A 16,175-nucleotide genomic window follows, 5' to 3' on the forward strand; every position below is an offset into this window, starting at 1 on the left:
TGATGGGATGCCGAATCTAGTTCGGCATGACGAAATACATTGTCCCCTTGAGGGGACTTCAGGGGTGTTTATTGCCTCTGAACCCACTCAAAAAAACCGCAGCCATAAACACCATAAAAAAGGCAAAGGGCAGGGAGGTGATGATGAGCAATTTCTGAACAGCGGTAAGCACATCAATATCCGGTTTGGCATTGCCAAGGAGAATAAGCGCCAAGGTGGCCAATAAAATAAAGATGGACCAGATAAGTCGGTGCTTTTTCTGGGGATTGGGATTGCCCTTGTCCGTAAACATGCTCAACACAAAGACCGCAGAATCCACTGAAGTAACCAAAAAACTCACCAATAATAAAATGGTGATGCCATTCAGCAGCCCCGAAAGCGGATATTCCCCAAAAAAGAGAAAAATGGAGGAAAACACACTGTCAAATTCGTTCTGGTAGCTGCCCCAACTTTCAATGATTTCAAAGGTCGAAGTGCCAAATACCGAAAACCAAAAGAACGTTCCCAGCGATGGGATGATCAATACCCCCAACAACATTTGCCTTAGGGTGCGACCTCGGGAAATCCGGGCAATAAAGATACCCGTGAAAGGTGCCCAAGCCAACCAGAAAGCCCAATAGTAAAAGGTCCAATCGGTGAGGAATTCGATACCGGGGTTGTAACGCCCCACGGCGATGCTCATCGGAACAAAATCGATGAGGTACTGCAACGAAGCCTTTCCGAAGGAAATAAGGATATCTCCCATATTGCTATTGACAAAAACAAAGGCCAACAACAGCAGCGTCACCAAAATATTGAACTTGGAAATCTGTTTGATGCCCTTGTCCACCCCCAACCACACCGAGACAAACGCAATGGCGGAAATCAGGATGGCCAGTAGTAGGGTAACTGTTACCCCAAACTCGGACTGAAACACATGGTTAAGCCCTCCGGTAATCTGGGCGGTGCCCAAACCTATGGCGGCAATCAACCCGAAAACAGTGGTGATGATGGCCAGAATGTCCACCGCATTGGCGCGTTTGGTACCCTTGAATTTTTGTGGAATGGAACTGCTCACCAGCACTTTTTGGTGTTTGGCAAAGAGGGCATGGCCAATGATCAGGGCAAACAGTCCGTAAAAGGCCCAAGCGGTAAAGCCCCATTGGTAAAAGGTGAACTCCAATGCCAAGATTTCTGGGGTGGTATTGGTGGCAATGGGTGGGTTTTGCTGCATAAAAACGGGTTCCTGCACCGCCCTGAGCAGGATACCGGCTCCCATGCCCGTGCTATAGAGCATACTGGCCCACGCCCAAGTAGAATGTTCCGGTTTTTCATTGGGTTGGCCCAATTTAAGCTTGCCCCAGGGCGATACCGCAATGCCCAAGAGCAGTAGCACACAGCCGAGGCCCAGATACAGGTAAAAATATCCAAAGTGACCCCGTACCCAGAGCGAGAGCACCTCAATGGATTGGTAGCTCCACTCTGTAAACAGGAATACTACTGCGGAGAACAGTAACAGTAGCCCCGTGGAGACCGCCAATAGCATATTGTTTTTGAGAAAATTATAGATGTCAAAATTGGTTTTACCATTTGAAGGTAAACAAACTGATACAATTTCAAGTTTTCAACAAGGCCAGATAATGAATTTCCCTTGGGTAAACATTATTTTATTATCCTAACTTATCTGTACATGAAAAAATCTCCAATAATAAAGGCCCTTGTACGATCCTCACCCAATTTATATTTTGCTGTTTCCAAATCTCCTTGCGATTGATATGATTTATTAGGTTTCACAATTTGTTGAATGTAGTCATTGTATGAATTGATACCATCATATTTTGTTAGTTGAGTTTGAAGCAAAAAGTAATTTTCTTCTTGTAAAAAATCATAAAGTTGATAATCAGCGAGTTCATCCGGAAGCTCAGGTATCACAATTTGATTAGTGTTTTGGCTATCAAAAATATAAATCCAATCGATTGATCCTGTTGTTGGTGTTGCCCATTTTGTGATGACGGTTTTACCAACACTATGATTACCGGCGCCAATACTATAATTAATAATATTGTTGCTGAGTGAATGATCAATGGACCAGTCAGGTACTTCATAATAAGCTTGTGGCAAACCCCTTCCAACACTGGTGAAATCATAAGAAACAATTCTGTGTTTATATTCAGCAAATATATCCAACCAAAAATATTCTAGGGGGCCAGGGTTATTTGAGGTATTCTTGAACGATTCGTCAAGTTCATAATTCAAGTCCATGCGATAATCATCCAAAGAACTGTATCCAAAGATTTCCATGTTTACAAAGCCAGAATTACTGAAACTAGACGATGATTGCTGAATGTCGGTGTCGATGAAATCCGAAACGTCAATATTCGTGTCTATACCATCAGGAATTGGGTTATCATAAACAATGTATTTATATTGATTTAAGCAGCGAAAATCAAGAAATAGGTAAATTTTTTCTGATGCAAGGGAAGGATCACCAAGTGGATAAAATGTTTGGATGCTAAGGTCTTCGGAACCTGAACCGTGGGATACAGAATACCCAGGTCCCCATCCCAATGTGTTTTGAGCACAAGGGTCTAGACCAGTTATTTTAAAATCAGTTGTTACTGAATTCGATGAATTTATCTTTCTCGGCTGTAAATTATACACACCTGCGGTTCCCCTAGTCAAATTTCCAATGGAAAATATATCATTTGATTGGGTTCCATTAAGATACCCGGATATTTCCAGCAAAGTCAAAGTGAATTCTTGATGAATGGGAAACTCTGTGGAGGCATACAATTTTACAACTGAATTATCAACACCTTCCGTAAAGTCGAGTGTTTGACCTTCACTATCTGAAGCTAGATAAAATAACTTGGTTATGGTATATTCAGGAGGAAGATAACCTTCATTGATATTGATGGTTATCAACAACCTTTTAATTGTCACAGGAATGGTGGTTGAGGAAGTGTTCCCAAGAGTGTCCGAAGCCTCAAATACAAAATCATGTTGACCAACAGGATAACTTTCTGGGTCGAAATCAATGTTCAAATCGGCAAATGTCTCGAATTCTCCTAAGAGTTCATCATCCAAATAGACCTTAAGTGCACTAACTTCGGAATATTCATCTGATACTGTGGGTGTAATTTGAAGCTGCTCTCCTAGTATTTGATTAGCCGTGATACCCTCAACCATAACCTCAGGCCCACTATTGTCTGAAATAAAATCGACTTGGTAGGTAGCACTATTGCCTGCATAATCTTCAGCTCTGATTTCAAGAAGTTTTTCGCCATCTTCCCACAAAGTGGTATTCAACAGCAAGGAATATCCGGCAGTTTCTTCAACCACTTCCAAAGGTGCATTATCTACAGTGGCGGTTACTTCCTTTATTTCTTGTGCGTCCGATACCGTAAAGGTTACCGTTGTGGTTCTCCCATTCAATACAATCCCATTTTGAAGGGAAACATCTGAAATAGAAGGCAGGTCGTTGTCAATGTATAGGATTTGTTCAACTGAACTTACGTTGTTCGAAATATCCGAGACTTCAAGTTTTAGGGTATAACCTTTAAAATTCTGCGGGTTGGGGTCTTTGGATGCATACCCCGATAAATCTAGGGTAAATGTGAAAGGTGCAGTGGAGGATTGCGTCACAATATCTCCATTGATATACACCGTGGCCGATTTTAGCTTGTCATTATCGTTGGCATTGGCCCTTACTGTTATGGTGTTAGCTACTACCATTGGTCCAGTAAAATTCTTACCAAAGCCGCCAATTTCTAAATCAATTGTAGGAGGGGTGGTATCTATGACCTCAGGCTCTTCTGAGCTATCACCCTTGGAACAAGATGTAAATAAAATGGATAAAGAAAGGATGACTAAAATCGTAGGTAAATATCGCATAATAAGAATTTGCTCAAATCTATCAATATTGTGGAAATATGGAGTGTTAAAATCAAGGTTTTGGATAATAGGGTTTTATTTTCGGATAAACGAACCTACATGTTTTAACTATTTCATGGCACCATTTAATTTACTGGAGTGGTGATATAATTAGGTATGTATTATACTATTTTAATAACTATTTTCTCAACCCAACCACAATCCCCCTAATTGCTTCCACTACATCTTGCACCTCCCTTCGGGAGAAGGTATCTTCTTCTAAAAAGAACGTCATAAAAATACCTAGCTCCAAAATTTGAGCTAATTTTTCAGGAGAACCGTAGCTGTCTTCAATCCACCCTATAAAAGTGTCGGTTTGTCTATTTTCCATTTTCCATCAATTAATAGGTAAAGAAAAGAGGTATATTCACCGTTTTTAATGCCATATTTGACAAGTTTAATTTTAATGTCTTCATATAAATGACCGAAGAAATCATATACGGAAAATTTTGGGATAGAGTAGGAGCCTACCTCTTGGATACTTTAATTGTAGGGTTCGTTACTTTTGGGCTTAACTATGCAAACATCTTGCATTTTAAAAGTTTCTGGTTTTATTTACCTATAGCAGCTATTGGAATTCTGTACAAACCGTATATGGAGAGTTATTATGGGGCCACTTTGGGAAAAATGGCACTTAACCTAAAGGTTACGGATTTGGAATACAATCAAATAGATTTTAAAAAATCGCTGTTGCGAAGTTTGATCGTTATGGTGCCAGGACTTATCTACATTCCAGTTTATTATTTAGCTTTTAATAATCCGGCTGTAACCGAAACAGATGGCTTTATGAATTTTGCCACGGCTATGACCAATGCATATCCTGCGGCAAGAATCAGTACAAATCTTTTATCGCTAGTGTTCATCACAGATATTATAGTCCTATTGACTGAAAGCGGTAAAAAACAAAGATCTTTGAAGGATTTTATTGCAAATACTTATGTAGTTAAGGTCAAAAAGTAAAAGCACATCAGTTTAAAGTTTACCTAAAAAAATTATTCTTTCCCAACAGTAAATTCGCGAATGGCCTGATTGGGCTCCATAATGGTATGGCCTTGCCAAAACTCGGGGTCATAGGTGGGCATATAAGTGGCGCGCGCGGTCTTGTCCTCTGTAAAGTTGGTAAACTGGGCTTCGGGGACCACGGCTTGGTCAAATACCACCAGTTCCCATTTTTGGGTGGGGCTCATCCTAAAATCAATGTTCAGCGAGAGTTCGTTCTGCTTGCGGCGGCCCTTTACGTGCTTGTTCTTTTCAATCACTTTTAGGGGCCGGTCCACGGCAAAGTAGCGGCCAAAGGTAAAGTCCATAAAGCGGAGGTCGTACTTGCCATTGGGCAGTTGGGCAAAGCGCATGGTGCCCTTGTAGAGCACTTCGCGGTAGGTAATGCCCAACAGCCTAAAATTGCGCAGGCGCTCGGTGTTCTGCACATCCAACCGCATGATGGCGAAGTCCTCGATATTGATATAGAGGCGGCCCTTGAACTCGGCACTGCTGCGCTTGGGCTCAAAGTCGATGACGTAGACCCCGGCATCTTCAATTTCGGCATAGCCGGCGAGGGTAAACTCGTATTTTCGGGTCTTGGAGATGAGGTCCAGTTTGCTGTCCTCGTTGTAGTACAGCTCGTTGAGTAGTTCCTTGAAAGCACTGCGCTGACTGTCCACTAGTCCGGACTTCTTTTTCTCAAGGTTTTGTGTGAGCTCTTCGGCCTCTTTGGCCTGCTCTTTTTCCATATCGCTGAGGATGGAATCCACCTGCACCTTTTGGCTAAAGATGCCCGATTTGATCTTCAGGTAGGAATCTGGTTTTATGTTCCGGGTAAAAATGGTCTGCATGCGCTCGCCCAGTTCCTCAAAAGAGCCCACTTGGTTCTTGTCGTAAAGGTCGGCGGCCTTGATGATATCCAGTTTGTAGGTGCCGTTGTTTTTATAGAGGTCGCCCAGACTTTCGGTAAAGTGGTGGCCATTTCTGGGGATGGAAAGGGCAATGCTGTCCATAAGTTCCTTGTTGAGCTCCGCGATACTGGATTTCTCAAAACCAAAGTCCACCTTGTCGATGGTGGGAAACTCGGACTGCCGTAAAAAGAAACGTTGTTTAACGGGTGCTTTGTTGACGTTCTGCGGAACACGCTCCACCATTTTTTCAATAATATCGTCCACCGAAAGTTCCTTGTCGAAGACATACACGCCGCTAAGTTCAATGGCCTTGGGTTGAAGCAGCACCACACTGTCCTGCAATTGGGCTAGGGTGAAACCCTTTTTGGAGTACCCCATGGAGGAAATGTAGATGGAGTCGGGGGTGGCGGTTTCGTCCAACGAAAAACTAAAACGGCCTTCATCGTTGGTGATGACGCCCTTGTGTTCGCCATATTGGATGGTGGCATACGGAATGCCTTTTTGGGTCTTTGCATCCACCAATTTGGAGCTGATGGTCTGGGCGGTCATGGGCAATGCCATAAGGAAAAGTAACACTGGGAAGATCTTGGTGTTGGACAAGGTCATCTGTTCGTTTTTGATGTAATTACTATATAGACAATGCAAACTGCAAAAGGTTGCACATGGGTTAGACGAATCGGGGTGGTTTTTGTAACAGAATTTTCAGATTGTCCCCTTGAGAGCTTGCACTGAGCGCCCGCCTGCCGGACGGGCAGGAAGTCGAAGTGGGCCATAGGAGTGTTACTGGTCTGACACTAATTTCACGAATTTTCTCGTATGCCGCCGTCACCCTGAACTTGTTTCAGGGTCTCATGTGTTGGGGTGGGATACCGAAATAAGCCCGCCTGCACCATTCGGGCAGGTTCGGCATGACGTTTTAAACATTGAATTGTCCCCTTGAGGGGGCTTTAGGGGTGTTTGGGGTTTGGCAGGAATTGCCCCTTTCACCATTTACCTTCGTCCCTTTGTTTCATTCCCGCACCACCACAACCATCTTGTACACGTAATAAAGCGGAACCATACCATTGAGGACCCATAACCCAATGAGGAGTTGGACATCCCCGGCATCTATCCACCCTTTTATTCTGAGGAGGATAATTCCCGTAGTCATTAAAAAGGCCATTACAAAACAGAAATTCATGACCGCCAACATGCGCAGGGCCAGCGAATAGAGTTTAGGAGCATTTTCTTCGGTCACCTTTACCGGATAGTTCATAAGCCACGGTTTTAGTTTGGTGGCAACGAGTCCCAGAGCCAGATAGAGTCCGGCACTGAGCATGGGAATGGCCCAAAGGGCGGATTTATGTCCGTAGCCATCCACCCTGCCTAAAAAGTTGAAATGGGTGGGAATGGTTTCGGGGAGGTCAGCATAGACCCCAAGAACCAGAAAAATATTGAAGGCCACCACCATCCAACCCGCCCGGTAGAGCAGTACATCTGCTTGGGAAGGTTTTACTTCGACTCGTGGATGTTTCTTGAACCAGCTCATAGATCTTCAATGGAGGTTGGCGTATTATCCGCCTTGTGGTCCAACAATTTTTTGAAGAATTTCTGTATGGCTTCCGTGTCCGATTTCACTTTGATGAAATAGTGATCCATATAAACGGAATGGATGGTGCTCTCACCCTTGTATAGCTTTAATTTGTAGTAAGGGATGATGAGTCCGTAGGTTTCCAACAACGACCGAAACCGCAGAATGATGCCCTTGGGGCGGATTTCTATGTTGCAGGTGTTCAGATTGTTGTCCAAAATGAGGAGATTTTGGATTTCGATACTGGTTTCGGTAATATGCAATTTTGGTGAACCAATTCCGCCCATGGCAAAACGTTCCTTCAAGGAAAAGGGTTTGCCCACCGCCTCATCGATTTTTCGGGTGATGGTCTTATCGGAATAGGAAACATTTAGAAGCATGCCTAAAAATACTCAAAATACTAACTATCTATAGGTCAATGCTTCGGGAATTATGTTACAAAAGGGCAAAAAATATGTAGTTTTGCGGGCTGAAACGCTTTTTAGATGAGTTTGCAAAACGATTTGGGCCAAAAGGTCAAAGATGCTGTAAAGGAACTGTACCAAGTTGAACTTCCCACGGTTGAATTTCAACCCACCCGCAAGGATTTTGAGGGAGATGTTACTGTGGTGGTCTTTCCCATGCTTCGTTTTGTAAAAGGGAATCCCGTTCAGATTGGTACCCAAATCGGGGACTATTTGCAGGAACATGTAGCTGAGGTAGCCAAATGCAATGTGGTGCAAGGCTTTTTGAACATTGTGATCGAGGACAGCTACTATCTCAATTTTTTCAACAGTATCAAAGATGAAACGGATTACGGTTATGTGAAGACTTCCTCCAAAGGCGCCATTATGGTGGAGTATTCTTCGCCCAATACCAATAAGCCTTTACATTTAGGGCATATTCGAAACAACCTTTTGGGCTATTCCGTGGCGGAAATCTTGAAGGCCTCGGGAAGGAAAGTATACAAGACCCAAATCATCAATGACCGGGGCATCCATATTTGTAAAAGTATGTTGGCCTGGCAAAAGTTTGGTGAAGGGGAAACCCCAGAATCCTCACGTTTAAAAGGCGACCATTTGGTGGGGAAATACTATGTAGCTTTTGACAAGGCTTATAAAGAACAGATTGCTGAGTTAGTCGAGAGTGGTATGGAGAAGGAGAAGGCAGAGAAAGAAGCTCCCATTCTTTTGGAAGCCCAAAACATGCTCCGTAAATGGGAGGCTGGTGACGCTGAGGTGGTGTCCCTCTGGAAAAAAATGAACAGCTGGGTGTATATCGGTTTTGATACCACCTATAAAAATCTTGGAGTTGATTTTGATAAACTCTATTACGAAAGTGATACCTATCTGTTAGGTAGGGATGTGGTGAAGGATGGCCTGGAAAAAGGAGTCTTCTTTAAAAAAGAAGATGGTAGCGTGTGGATAGACCTTACCGATGAGGGCTTGGATGAAAAAATCGTACTTCGTTCTGATGGTACGGCGGTCTATATGACCCAAGATATTGGTACCGCCATTCAGCGGGTTACGGATTTTCCCGATATCAACGGGATGGTCTACACGGTGGGCAACGAACAGGATTACCATTTTAAGGTGTTGTTCCTCATCCTGAAAAAATTGGGCTATTCGTGGGCGGAGCAATTGTACCATTTGAGTTATGGGATGGTGGATTTGCCCAGTGGGAAGATGAAGAGCAGGGAAGGTACTGTGGTGGATGCCGATGACCTTATCCAAAATATGGAAGAGACTGCGGAGACCATTTCAGCCGAATTGGGGAAATTGGAAGGGTATTCTGAGGAAGAAAAGAAAAGCTTATATCGAACCATTGGTCTCGGCGCTTTAAAATACTACATCCTAAAAGTGGATCCAAAAAAACGGATTTTGTTCAATCCGGAAGAGTCTGTGGATTTTCAAGGGAACACCGGGCCGTTTATTCAGTATACGTATGCACGGATTCAGTCCATACTCAGAAAAGCAGATTTTGATGTCTCGACTCGGCTCGACATGACATTTGAACTGCACGAAAAGGAGAAAGAACTCTTGAAGGGGATTCAACTGTTTCCAGAAACCGTGCAATTGGCGGCAGAAAACTTTAGTCCGGCCCTTATTGCCAATTACACTTACGATTTGGTAAAGGAGTTCAATTCGTTCTACCAACAAGTATCCATTTTGGGGGAACCGGACGAGCAGAAAATGCAGTTCAGGGTGCAGTTGTCCCAAAAAGTAAGCGAAGTGATTCAGTCCGCTTTTAAGTTGCTGGGTATTGATGTTCCGGAGCGGATGTAGAACTGAACCCTCCGAGCTTTGACAAAATCAAAGCTCACCTCCCTTATTGAGGGAGGAACCTTCTGGGTTTTGTTGAAAATGTTCAGATATTTCGAGTAGCACTGAGTCTAGATTTTCAAATACCATTTTGTTTTCAAACCGGATAACGGTAAAACCAAGCTCATTCAATACTTCCGTTCTTTTACGGTCATATTCCTGTGCTTGTGGGGTAAAATGAACCGCACCGTCCAATTCTATGACTAATTTTTCTGCGGCACAATAAAAATCAACGATATAGTTTTTGATGCTGTGTTGTCTGTTGAATCGCCTTCCACATAATTTTTTGGCTTTCAAGTGTCGCCATAAAAATGCCTCAGCTGGAGTTAAATTTTTTCTGAGTTGTTTGCGGTAGGCCTGTAATTCCTTTCGGCTGTGAATTCTTTTTTTCATCAATCCCATTTTAAAGGTCCCCTCTTTGCCCAAGAGGGGTGATTCGGGCTGACCGAATCGGGGAGATTGAGTTTACAATATATACATTTAAAAGCGCACCCTAAAACTTACATTGGGGGTAATGCCCAACGAAACACTTTCCACCGTCTCAATCTGGTTTTCATCGTTGACGCGATAATAACGGTTAAGGCTGTTCTTCCGGTTGGTCATATTAAGTAGGGAGACCCCTGCATTTGCTTTGATGCCCCGAGTTAGGTTAAAACTATAAATGGCCGAAGCATCTGCCCTGAAATACTCGGGAAGTCGGCTGCTGTTAGGGGCTTCATAGTTGATTTGTGCTGGAAAAATAGTGATGTTCAGGGCCTCATCGCCTTCCAAAGGTTGGGTATACGGTTTTCCAGTCCGGTAGTTGACCCCTAGACTCAATTTTAGGTTTTTATAGGTATAGGTGCCCGCAAAGGTAATGGTATGGCGAATATCTAAATTGTTGGGGAACTTGTGCGGAACTATGGAATCAAAGGTGTAGTCATTTTTGTTGTAGGCATAGCTCAACCATGTGCTGTAGCGATCCCCTCTTTTGTTGATGAGAAATTCAATCCCTTTTACATCATAACTGCCAATCTCTCCATTAAACTGATCTTGATTTTGGAATCCTTGGGTACTGGTACTGATTCCATCCACATTTTTATAGAAACCTTCCAGGCCCACATAGAAATTGTTACGTTCATAGTTAATGCCCACCGAACCTTGTTTACTTTGGGTCACGGGAAGGGTGTCATCATCGGATAGAATCCATCTCCGTTTTTCAATACCTAGAAAATTCTGCTCCAAATCTATGACCTGATTGGTAGTCTGACTCTTGAATTCTCCCAAAACTTCGGCTCTTAAATAATTGGCCAACCTAAAGTTGAGGTTAAGACGTGGTTCCACTAAAAATGTATTGAAGGTGTTTAGATTTTCAATGAAATTGAATCGCGCTCCGAATTTTCCAATAAATCTGTTTTCATAGGAAGAATACCCAATTTCGGAATATGGGGCATGAATTCTGACAACGCCCTTAATGTCACTTTCAAATGGAGGTTGTGTGACATTGGTGGTGTTGGTGATCCCTGTCTCAATATATTGAAACCCGTTGGTCCATTGCAGATGGTCTGAAAATTCATATTCGGTATTGAGCTTTACGGCCCTTTCGTCCACACTATTTTTCTGATCCAACTGCCGAACTTGGTTGAACACACTCTGACCATCTAAATTGTATTTGGAGTAGTAGACATTCAAATGACTTGAGAATTGGTCTGTCCATTGACTTTGTAACTGCCCTCCGACGGAGAGGTTGGTTTGTTTCAACAAACTGATGGTGGTTTCGTTGTCCGTCATATTATTTTCCACATATCGCAGGTTGTTGTTCAGACTGATGGCACTAAATCTGAATTTATGCGCATCATTGATGTCATACAACAGTTTTCCTGAAAAATCGTAGAAATAGAAGTCTTCATTACGGGTAATCTCATCGTCCACGGCTACATTGTCCTCGTCGGTTACCTCACTATCCTGAAAGGCCCTGTCGAAAAACTTGTTGTAGGTGGGAGTGTTCAAAAAATCCGTTGTAGACCGGCGAGCTGAGAATTGGAAACCCAATTTGTCATTTAAGGGAAATTGCCCAAAAACATCACCGCTGATAAAGTTAAATCCAGCGCCACCCTCAAAACCTTCAGCTATACGATTGCTGGTTTCCATTTGGATGACACTGCTGACACCGTCACCAAAAGTGGCCGGTGTGCCGTTCTTTATCACCGAAATTTTATCCGTTAAATAGGGGTTGAAGGCAGAAATCAGCCCAAAGAAATGCCCGGATTGATACATTTTAATGCCGTTCCAAAGGATGAGGTTCTGGTCGTTTGTGCCCCCACGAACATTGATGTCGGAGACTGTTTCATCAATACTTTTAATGCCGGGCAATGCTTGAACGGTTTGTAGGATATCCGGCTCAATGAGTCCGGGAAGAATACCAAACTCGGCGGTGTTCATGGTAATACTTGCATCGGTTTCCTTGATGAGTCCTGTGGTCAGGAATTTGTATACAATGACTTCGTTCAATTGCTCGTAATGCTGGGCCATCAATATTTTTGGGCATCCGCCTTGCTGCAATAAACTTTCAACATTGACATATTTGGTGAGATACCCCAAATACCGAATTTTTAGCGAAGCGTCTCTAGGGACATCATCAAGAACAAAAGAACCATTTATATCCGTGGTCTGCGCATTTGTTGTCCCCAAGACCTCCACAGTGGCCCCCGGAATGGTGTTTTCCGCAAAATTGTCGAATACACTTCCACAGAGGGTTACCGAGCGAAGTTTTGTCAACGTAAAGTAACGGTCACTAAGTTTTTTGCTTTCAATCTGAAATTGGGATTCAACATAACTAAGGATATCATCCAGTTTCACAAAATTTTCAGGAACGGCAATGGAAATATCTTCCAAATCTTCATTGAGATATGAAAATTTGACGTCAAAGCGCTCTTCCAAGGTTTTTATATATGCAATAAGACCCATGGGGTCTTGCTGTTTTTCTTGGGCATAATTTGAACGGAAGAAGAACAGCAAAAAAACCAAAAAGAGGCCAATTTGGCTATTGCGGCGTATTCCCAGCATAGAAAAGTACGTTATCACCCTCAACCTTATAGTTTGTGCGAGACGGGGTACTTATACTTTTTAACGCCATATTGAGGTCTGTGTTGCTAAAGGTACCCGTAAAAAGTAAATCAGTGTTTACATTTTCGGTTTTTACCTTGATATTATACTGTCTTTCCAGCTCATTGAAGACATATTGGAGGGGAATACGTTCAAAACTACTTTCGTTGTTCATCCAAGTGGGTTGTTGACCATTGGGCTTGGAGGTGTCGATGACTTTTCCGTTAATGACCATAAAGGAAGTGCCCGCAGGCAATTGGGTTTCCATATTGTTGTGGGTAACACTCACCAATCCTTCGTAGCAAGTGACTTCGAAGAAGTTGCTTCTATTTTCCACATTGAATTGGGTACCCAAAACGGCCACGGTACCATGTTCGGTCTCCACCGTGAATTTTTTTCCTTTGGCGACTTTAAAGAAGGCTTCACCATTTAGGATAACATTTCGACTTTTGTCCCAATTCTTTTTACTGAAGGATACCTCAGAACCAGCATTGAGGAAAATTTCTGAGTCATCGGGAAGGATAACCTCGGAACGTTCGGCAAATTCTGTTGAAATGGATTCATCCAAGGTGTTCAAATAAAAATAGGAACCAGCCAACAATACGGCAATAACGGCAGCAACCCGTAGGAATTTTTTGAAAGGATTCAATGTAATGACCTTTGGGGCTTTGCCCATGCGTTCTTCTTTGATGCGCTCCAAACTTTGCTCCACATTAAACTCAGGGGCTTCCAATGTGCTGGAAACCTCTTTGAGCCTTTCATAAGAAGCATACTCCTCGGACTTTTTAAATTCCGCAAGTTCTGCTTCTGAAAGCTCTCCGCTAAGCCATTTTGCCAAGTAATTTTCTTGCATGGTTTCTATGCTTTACTTCCTTATAACAACTATAGTATAAAATACCCTACTTTTTTTCAATTAACAATTTACAATAAACAGTTTTCAATGGATTGTGGTCTCATAATTGGTCATTGTAAATTGTTTATTGCTAATTGTCCGTTGTTCTATATTCCATCAATTTGTTCCCGCAAACTTTTTAAGGCCAAGTGCATGCGTTTTTCAATAGCTTTTACGCTCACCCCTTCCATTTCAGCAATTTCCGCATATTTCTTTCCATCAATCCTATTGAGCAAAAAAGTGGTTCTTTGGTTTTCCGGAAGTGCGCCTAATGCATTGTCCAGTTTTTTCTTGTATTCCTGCTCCTCCATCAGAAACTCGGGGGACAGATTGGAAGACTGGTCATCAACACTTTTGGCGTATTTTAAGCGTACTTTTTCGGCCTTTATTACATTTAAGTACAAATTGTTGGCCACAGTGTATACGAATGATTTGGCTTTTTCCGGACTTACCTTGGCGCAATTCTCCCAAAGCTTCACAAAGGCTTCCTGTACAGCATCATTGGCCTTTTCCTCGTTGCCAAATTTGTAATATATATAGTTAAAAACCGTTTTGGAATGGGCCTTGAATAGGGAACTGAAGACCTGATCTTCACATACGTTGCTCATGGGAAAGGATTTGTTTCCTCTCCAAAGATATTTGAAAAAAATTAAGATTTGGTAGGGTTTTTTTTAACGCAGTTGTTTTAGAATTGAATTGTAACCCCAAAATTCAAATTGTTATGAAAAAGTTGATCAACAACTTAATGTATGCAGGGCTCATTCTTGCCGCCCTTAATTTTACCTCTTGCCAGAATGAGTTCGAAGAAGTAGGAGGTGCCGATGACCAAGAGACCATTCAAGCTAATTCTTCTGTAGCTAAACTAATTAAGGAAACCTCATCCCATGATGGTTCTTATGACAACATTGTGGATGGCGCCAGCTGTTTTGCTGTACAATTTCCGTACACGGTGGAAGTCAATGGTATCGAAATTACTTTGGATTCCAGAGAAGATTTGCACGCTATCGAAGAAATTTTTGATGAGGTGGATGGCGATGATGATATCTTGGATATCTTCTTTCCTATTACCATTACATTGGCTGATTTTACGGAAATCGTAATTGAGAACAAAGAACAACTACTGGCCAAAGCCGAGGATTGTTTTGAAGGTGGAGGTGATGATGATATTGAATGCATCGATTTTGTTTACCCCATTACGCTTTTCACTTTTGATGCCAACTTTCAGCAATCCAATCAAGTACAGGTTGAAAGTGATGAACAAATGAGAAAGTTCTTTGCCGAACTGGAAGATAATGCCATTGTAAGCATTGAATTTCCAATAACCCTCAAAAAATATGATGGAACAGAAATCGTAGTTGAGAACAATGCTTCATTGGATATGGCCCTAAGCTATGCCAAAGATGAATGTGATGAAGATGACGACAACGATTACAACGATGACGACTTCACCAAAGAACGTTTAGATGCTTATTTGGTAGAATGTCCATGGGAAGTTCGCGAGATGTACCGTGAGAACGTTAACCAAACCGATCAGTACTTGGAGTACCTTATGGTATTCAAAGAAGATGGTAGTGTAACCGTAAATGACCGTATTGGCAATACCTTAAATGGTACTTGGAGTACCAGAGCTACGGACGCAGGTATTCTTGTCGCCTTGGATTTTGATGTATTGGTGGATTTTAATCTGGAATGGGTGGTCTATGAATTGGACGAACATATCATCAAGTTCTATAATGACAATGGCAACAAGATAATCCTAAAACAACGTTGTGATGTTACCCCAGGCGAAGAGCCCAACCCCAATATTTTAAGAGAGATTCTCGGCGAGTGCGAATGGATCATCAAAAAAGTCAAGAATCAAGGAGAAGAGATCGATAGACTTTTGGGTTATGAATTTAAGTTCATGGCAGAAGGCGTAGTAACCTTGAGCAATGGTATCAACACTTCCGAAGGCACTTGGGAAATTGGACTGAACAGTGAGTTGGTACTGTCCTTGATGATCAACATTGGAGACGAACCGGGCGTAAGTTTTGAGTGGCCTGTGAGAGACCTCACTGATACCAGACTGAAGTTTGAAGTAGAAGAAATCGGTTATGAATTGATTTTGCTCCGAGTTTGTGACGACAGTGCCGATGATGGTGATATCACAGAAATCAGAAATATAATGATGGGTGGACCCTGGAATGTAGCGCTCTACTCAGAAGGTGAGGTTGATATGACTTCAGAATTTAACGACATGGATTTTAATTTTACTACCATGCACCAAGTTGAAGTATCCGAATTGGGTAATGTAACCGCTGAAGGTTTGTGGAGATTACTTAGGGATTCTGAGGAAGGTTTGAAGTTCTATATCAACTTTGATACCGCCGGTAGCTTGGGTGAATTGACCGAGGACTGGAAAATAAACATGGTCGAGTCCAACCGAATTGAATTGAAGAACGAGAGTGGTGATGGAACCCTAGAAACCTTGGTCTTCGAGAAACCATAACAAATTTTCCCCAATCTTTTTGATTTGAGAAGGACGG

At 42.4% G+C, this 16,175-nt stretch carries 13 protein-coding genes; 3 read left to right on the plus strand and 10 right to left on the minus strand.

Going from position 1 to position 16,175, the window contains the following annotated elements:
* Positions 1-58: 58 nt before the first annotated feature.
* The 3 genes from J0X14_RS05585 to J0X14_RS05595 form a co-directional block, all read right to left on the minus strand.
* Positions 59-1,525, minus strand: coding sequence for a BCCT family transporter (locus J0X14_RS05585; RefSeq protein WP_207096787.1), 1,467 nt, complete (start codon positions 1,523-1,525; stop codon positions 59-61).
* Positions 1,526-1,659: 134 nt separating this feature from the next.
* Positions 1,660-3,873 carry an Ig-like domain-containing protein gene (locus tag J0X14_RS05590; RefSeq protein ID WP_207096788.1) on the minus strand — a complete coding sequence of 738 codons (2,214 nt, stop codon included), beginning with the start codon at positions 3,871-3,873 and terminating at the stop codon, positions 1,660-1,662.
* Positions 3,874-4,051: 178 nt separating this feature from the next.
* Positions 4,052-4,243, minus strand: a complete 192-nt coding sequence (locus J0X14_RS05595) for a hypothetical protein (protein ID WP_207096789.1) — start codon at positions 4,241-4,243, stop codon at positions 4,052-4,054.
* Positions 4,244-4,332: 89 nt separating this feature from the next.
* On the opposite strand from J0X14_RS05595, the gene J0X14_RS05600 reads away from it, so the two are divergent.
* Positions 4,333-4,872, plus strand: coding sequence for an RDD family protein (locus J0X14_RS05600; protein ID WP_207096790.1), 540 nt, complete (start codon positions 4,333-4,335; stop codon positions 4,870-4,872).
* Between the two features lie 32 nt (positions 4,873-4,904).
* Here the strand turns inward: J0X14_RS05600 and J0X14_RS05605 are convergent, their stop codons facing one another.
* The 3 genes from J0X14_RS05605 to J0X14_RS05615 all read right to left on the minus strand — a co-directional run bounded on the left by J0X14_RS05605 (position 4,905) and on the right by J0X14_RS05615 (position 7,754).
* The gene (locus J0X14_RS05605; RefSeq protein ID WP_207096791.1) at positions 4,905-6,410 is read right to left on the minus strand and encodes a carboxypeptidase-like regulatory domain-containing protein; all 1,506 of its coding nucleotides are present in this window, start codon (positions 6,408-6,410) and stop codon (positions 4,905-4,907) included.
* 403 nt (positions 6,411-6,813) lie between these two features.
* A complete protein-coding gene (locus J0X14_RS05610; protein WP_207096792.1) occupies positions 6,814-7,332 on the minus strand; it encodes a DUF1648 domain-containing protein in 519 nt (172 codons plus the stop codon).
* Positions 7,329-7,754 carry a hypothetical protein gene (locus tag J0X14_RS05615; RefSeq protein ID WP_207096793.1) on the minus strand — a complete coding sequence of 142 codons (426 nt, stop codon included), beginning with the start codon at positions 7,752-7,754 and terminating at the stop codon, positions 7,329-7,331. The genes J0X14_RS05610 and J0X14_RS05615 overlap by 4 nt, the downstream gene beginning before the upstream one ends.
* A gap of 105 nt (positions 7,755-7,859) precedes the next feature.
* Between J0X14_RS05615 and argS the strand changes: the two genes are divergently transcribed.
* On the plus strand, positions 7,860-9,638 hold the full coding sequence (argS, locus tag J0X14_RS05620; RefSeq protein ID WP_207096794.1) for an arginine--tRNA ligase: 1,779 nt from the start codon (positions 7,860-7,862) through the stop codon (positions 9,636-9,638).
* 27 nt (positions 9,639-9,665) lie between these two features.
* Here argS and J0X14_RS05625 read toward each other — a convergent pair whose 3' ends face one another.
* From J0X14_RS05625 to J0X14_RS05640, 4 genes are all read right to left on the minus strand, one after another.
* Entirely contained in the window at positions 9,666-10,067 is a 402-nt protein-coding gene (locus J0X14_RS05625) for an endonuclease domain-containing protein (protein WP_207096795.1), read from the minus strand.
* Between the two features lie 87 nt (positions 10,068-10,154).
* The gene (locus J0X14_RS05630; RefSeq protein ID WP_207096796.1) at positions 10,155-12,719 is read right to left on the minus strand and encodes a carboxypeptidase-like regulatory domain-containing protein; all 2,565 of its coding nucleotides are present in this window, start codon (positions 12,717-12,719) and stop codon (positions 10,155-10,157) included.
* A complete protein-coding gene (locus J0X14_RS05635) occupies positions 12,697-13,611 on the minus strand; it encodes a FecR family protein (protein WP_207096797.1) in 915 nt (304 codons plus the stop codon). The genes J0X14_RS05630 and J0X14_RS05635 overlap by 23 nt, the downstream gene beginning before the upstream one ends.
* Before the next feature lie 146 nt (positions 13,612-13,757).
* Positions 13,758-14,258, minus strand: coding sequence for an RNA polymerase sigma factor (locus J0X14_RS05640; RefSeq protein ID WP_207096798.1), 501 nt, complete (start codon positions 14,256-14,258; stop codon positions 13,758-13,760).
* A gap of 113 nt (positions 14,259-14,371) precedes the next feature.
* On the opposite strand from J0X14_RS05640, the gene J0X14_RS05645 reads away from it, so the two are divergent.
* Positions 14,372-16,138: a hypothetical protein gene (locus tag J0X14_RS05645; protein ID WP_207096799.1), complete on the plus strand. Its 1,767-nt coding sequence runs from the start codon at positions 14,372-14,374 to the stop codon at positions 16,136-16,138.
* The last annotated feature ends 37 nt before the right edge of the window (positions 16,139-16,175 follow it).

This window comes from Allomuricauda sp. CAU 1633 (assembly GCF_017313225.1).
Lineage (GTDB): Bacteria > Bacteroidota > Bacteroidia > Flavobacteriales > Flavobacteriaceae > Flagellimonas.

Bases quoted from the DNA above. Each gene is read 5' to 3' on its own strand.
- J0X14_RS05585 (WP_207096787.1), bottom strand. From the start codon at position 1,525: ATGCTATTGGCGGTCTCCACGGGGCTACTGTTACTGTTCTCCGCAGTA.
- J0X14_RS05590 (WP_207096788.1), bottom strand. From the start codon at position 3,873: ATGCGATATTTACCTACGATTTTAGTCATCCTTTCTTTATCCATTTTA.
- J0X14_RS05595 (WP_207096789.1), bottom strand. From the start codon at position 4,243: ATGGAAAATAGACAAACCGACACTTTTATAGGGTGGATTGAAGACAGC.
- J0X14_RS05600 (WP_207096790.1), top strand. From the start codon at position 4,333: ATGACCGAAGAAATCATATACGGAAAATTTTGGGATAGAGTAGGAGCC.
- J0X14_RS05605 (WP_207096791.1), bottom strand. From the start codon at position 6,410: ATGACCTTGTCCAACACCAAGATCTTCCCAGTGTTACTTTTCCTTATG.
- J0X14_RS05610 (WP_207096792.1), bottom strand. From the start codon at position 7,332: ATGAGCTGGTTCAAGAAACATCCACGAGTCGAAGTAAAACCTTCCCAA.
- J0X14_RS05615 (WP_207096793.1), bottom strand. From the start codon at position 7,754: ATGCTTCTAAATGTTTCCTATTCCGATAAGACCATCACCCGAAAAATC.
- argS (WP_207096794.1), top strand. From the start codon at position 7,860: ATGAGTTTGCAAAACGATTTGGGCCAAAAGGTCAAAGATGCTGTAAAG.
- J0X14_RS05625 (WP_207096795.1), bottom strand. From the start codon at position 10,067: ATGAAAAAAAGAATTCACAGCCGAAAGGAATTACAGGCCTACCGCAAA.
- J0X14_RS05630 (WP_207096796.1), bottom strand. From the start codon at position 12,719: ATGCTGGGAATACGCCGCAATAGCCAAATTGGCCTCTTTTTGGTTTTT.
- J0X14_RS05635 (WP_207096797.1), bottom strand. From the start codon at position 13,611: ATGCAAGAAAATTACTTGGCAAAATGGCTTAGCGGAGAGCTTTCAGAA.
- J0X14_RS05640 (WP_207096798.1), bottom strand. From the start codon at position 14,258: ATGAGCAACGTATGTGAAGATCAGGTCTTCAGTTCCCTATTCAAGGCC.
- J0X14_RS05645 (WP_207096799.1), top strand. From the start codon at position 14,372: ATGAAAAAGTTGATCAACAACTTAATGTATGCAGGGCTCATTCTTGCC.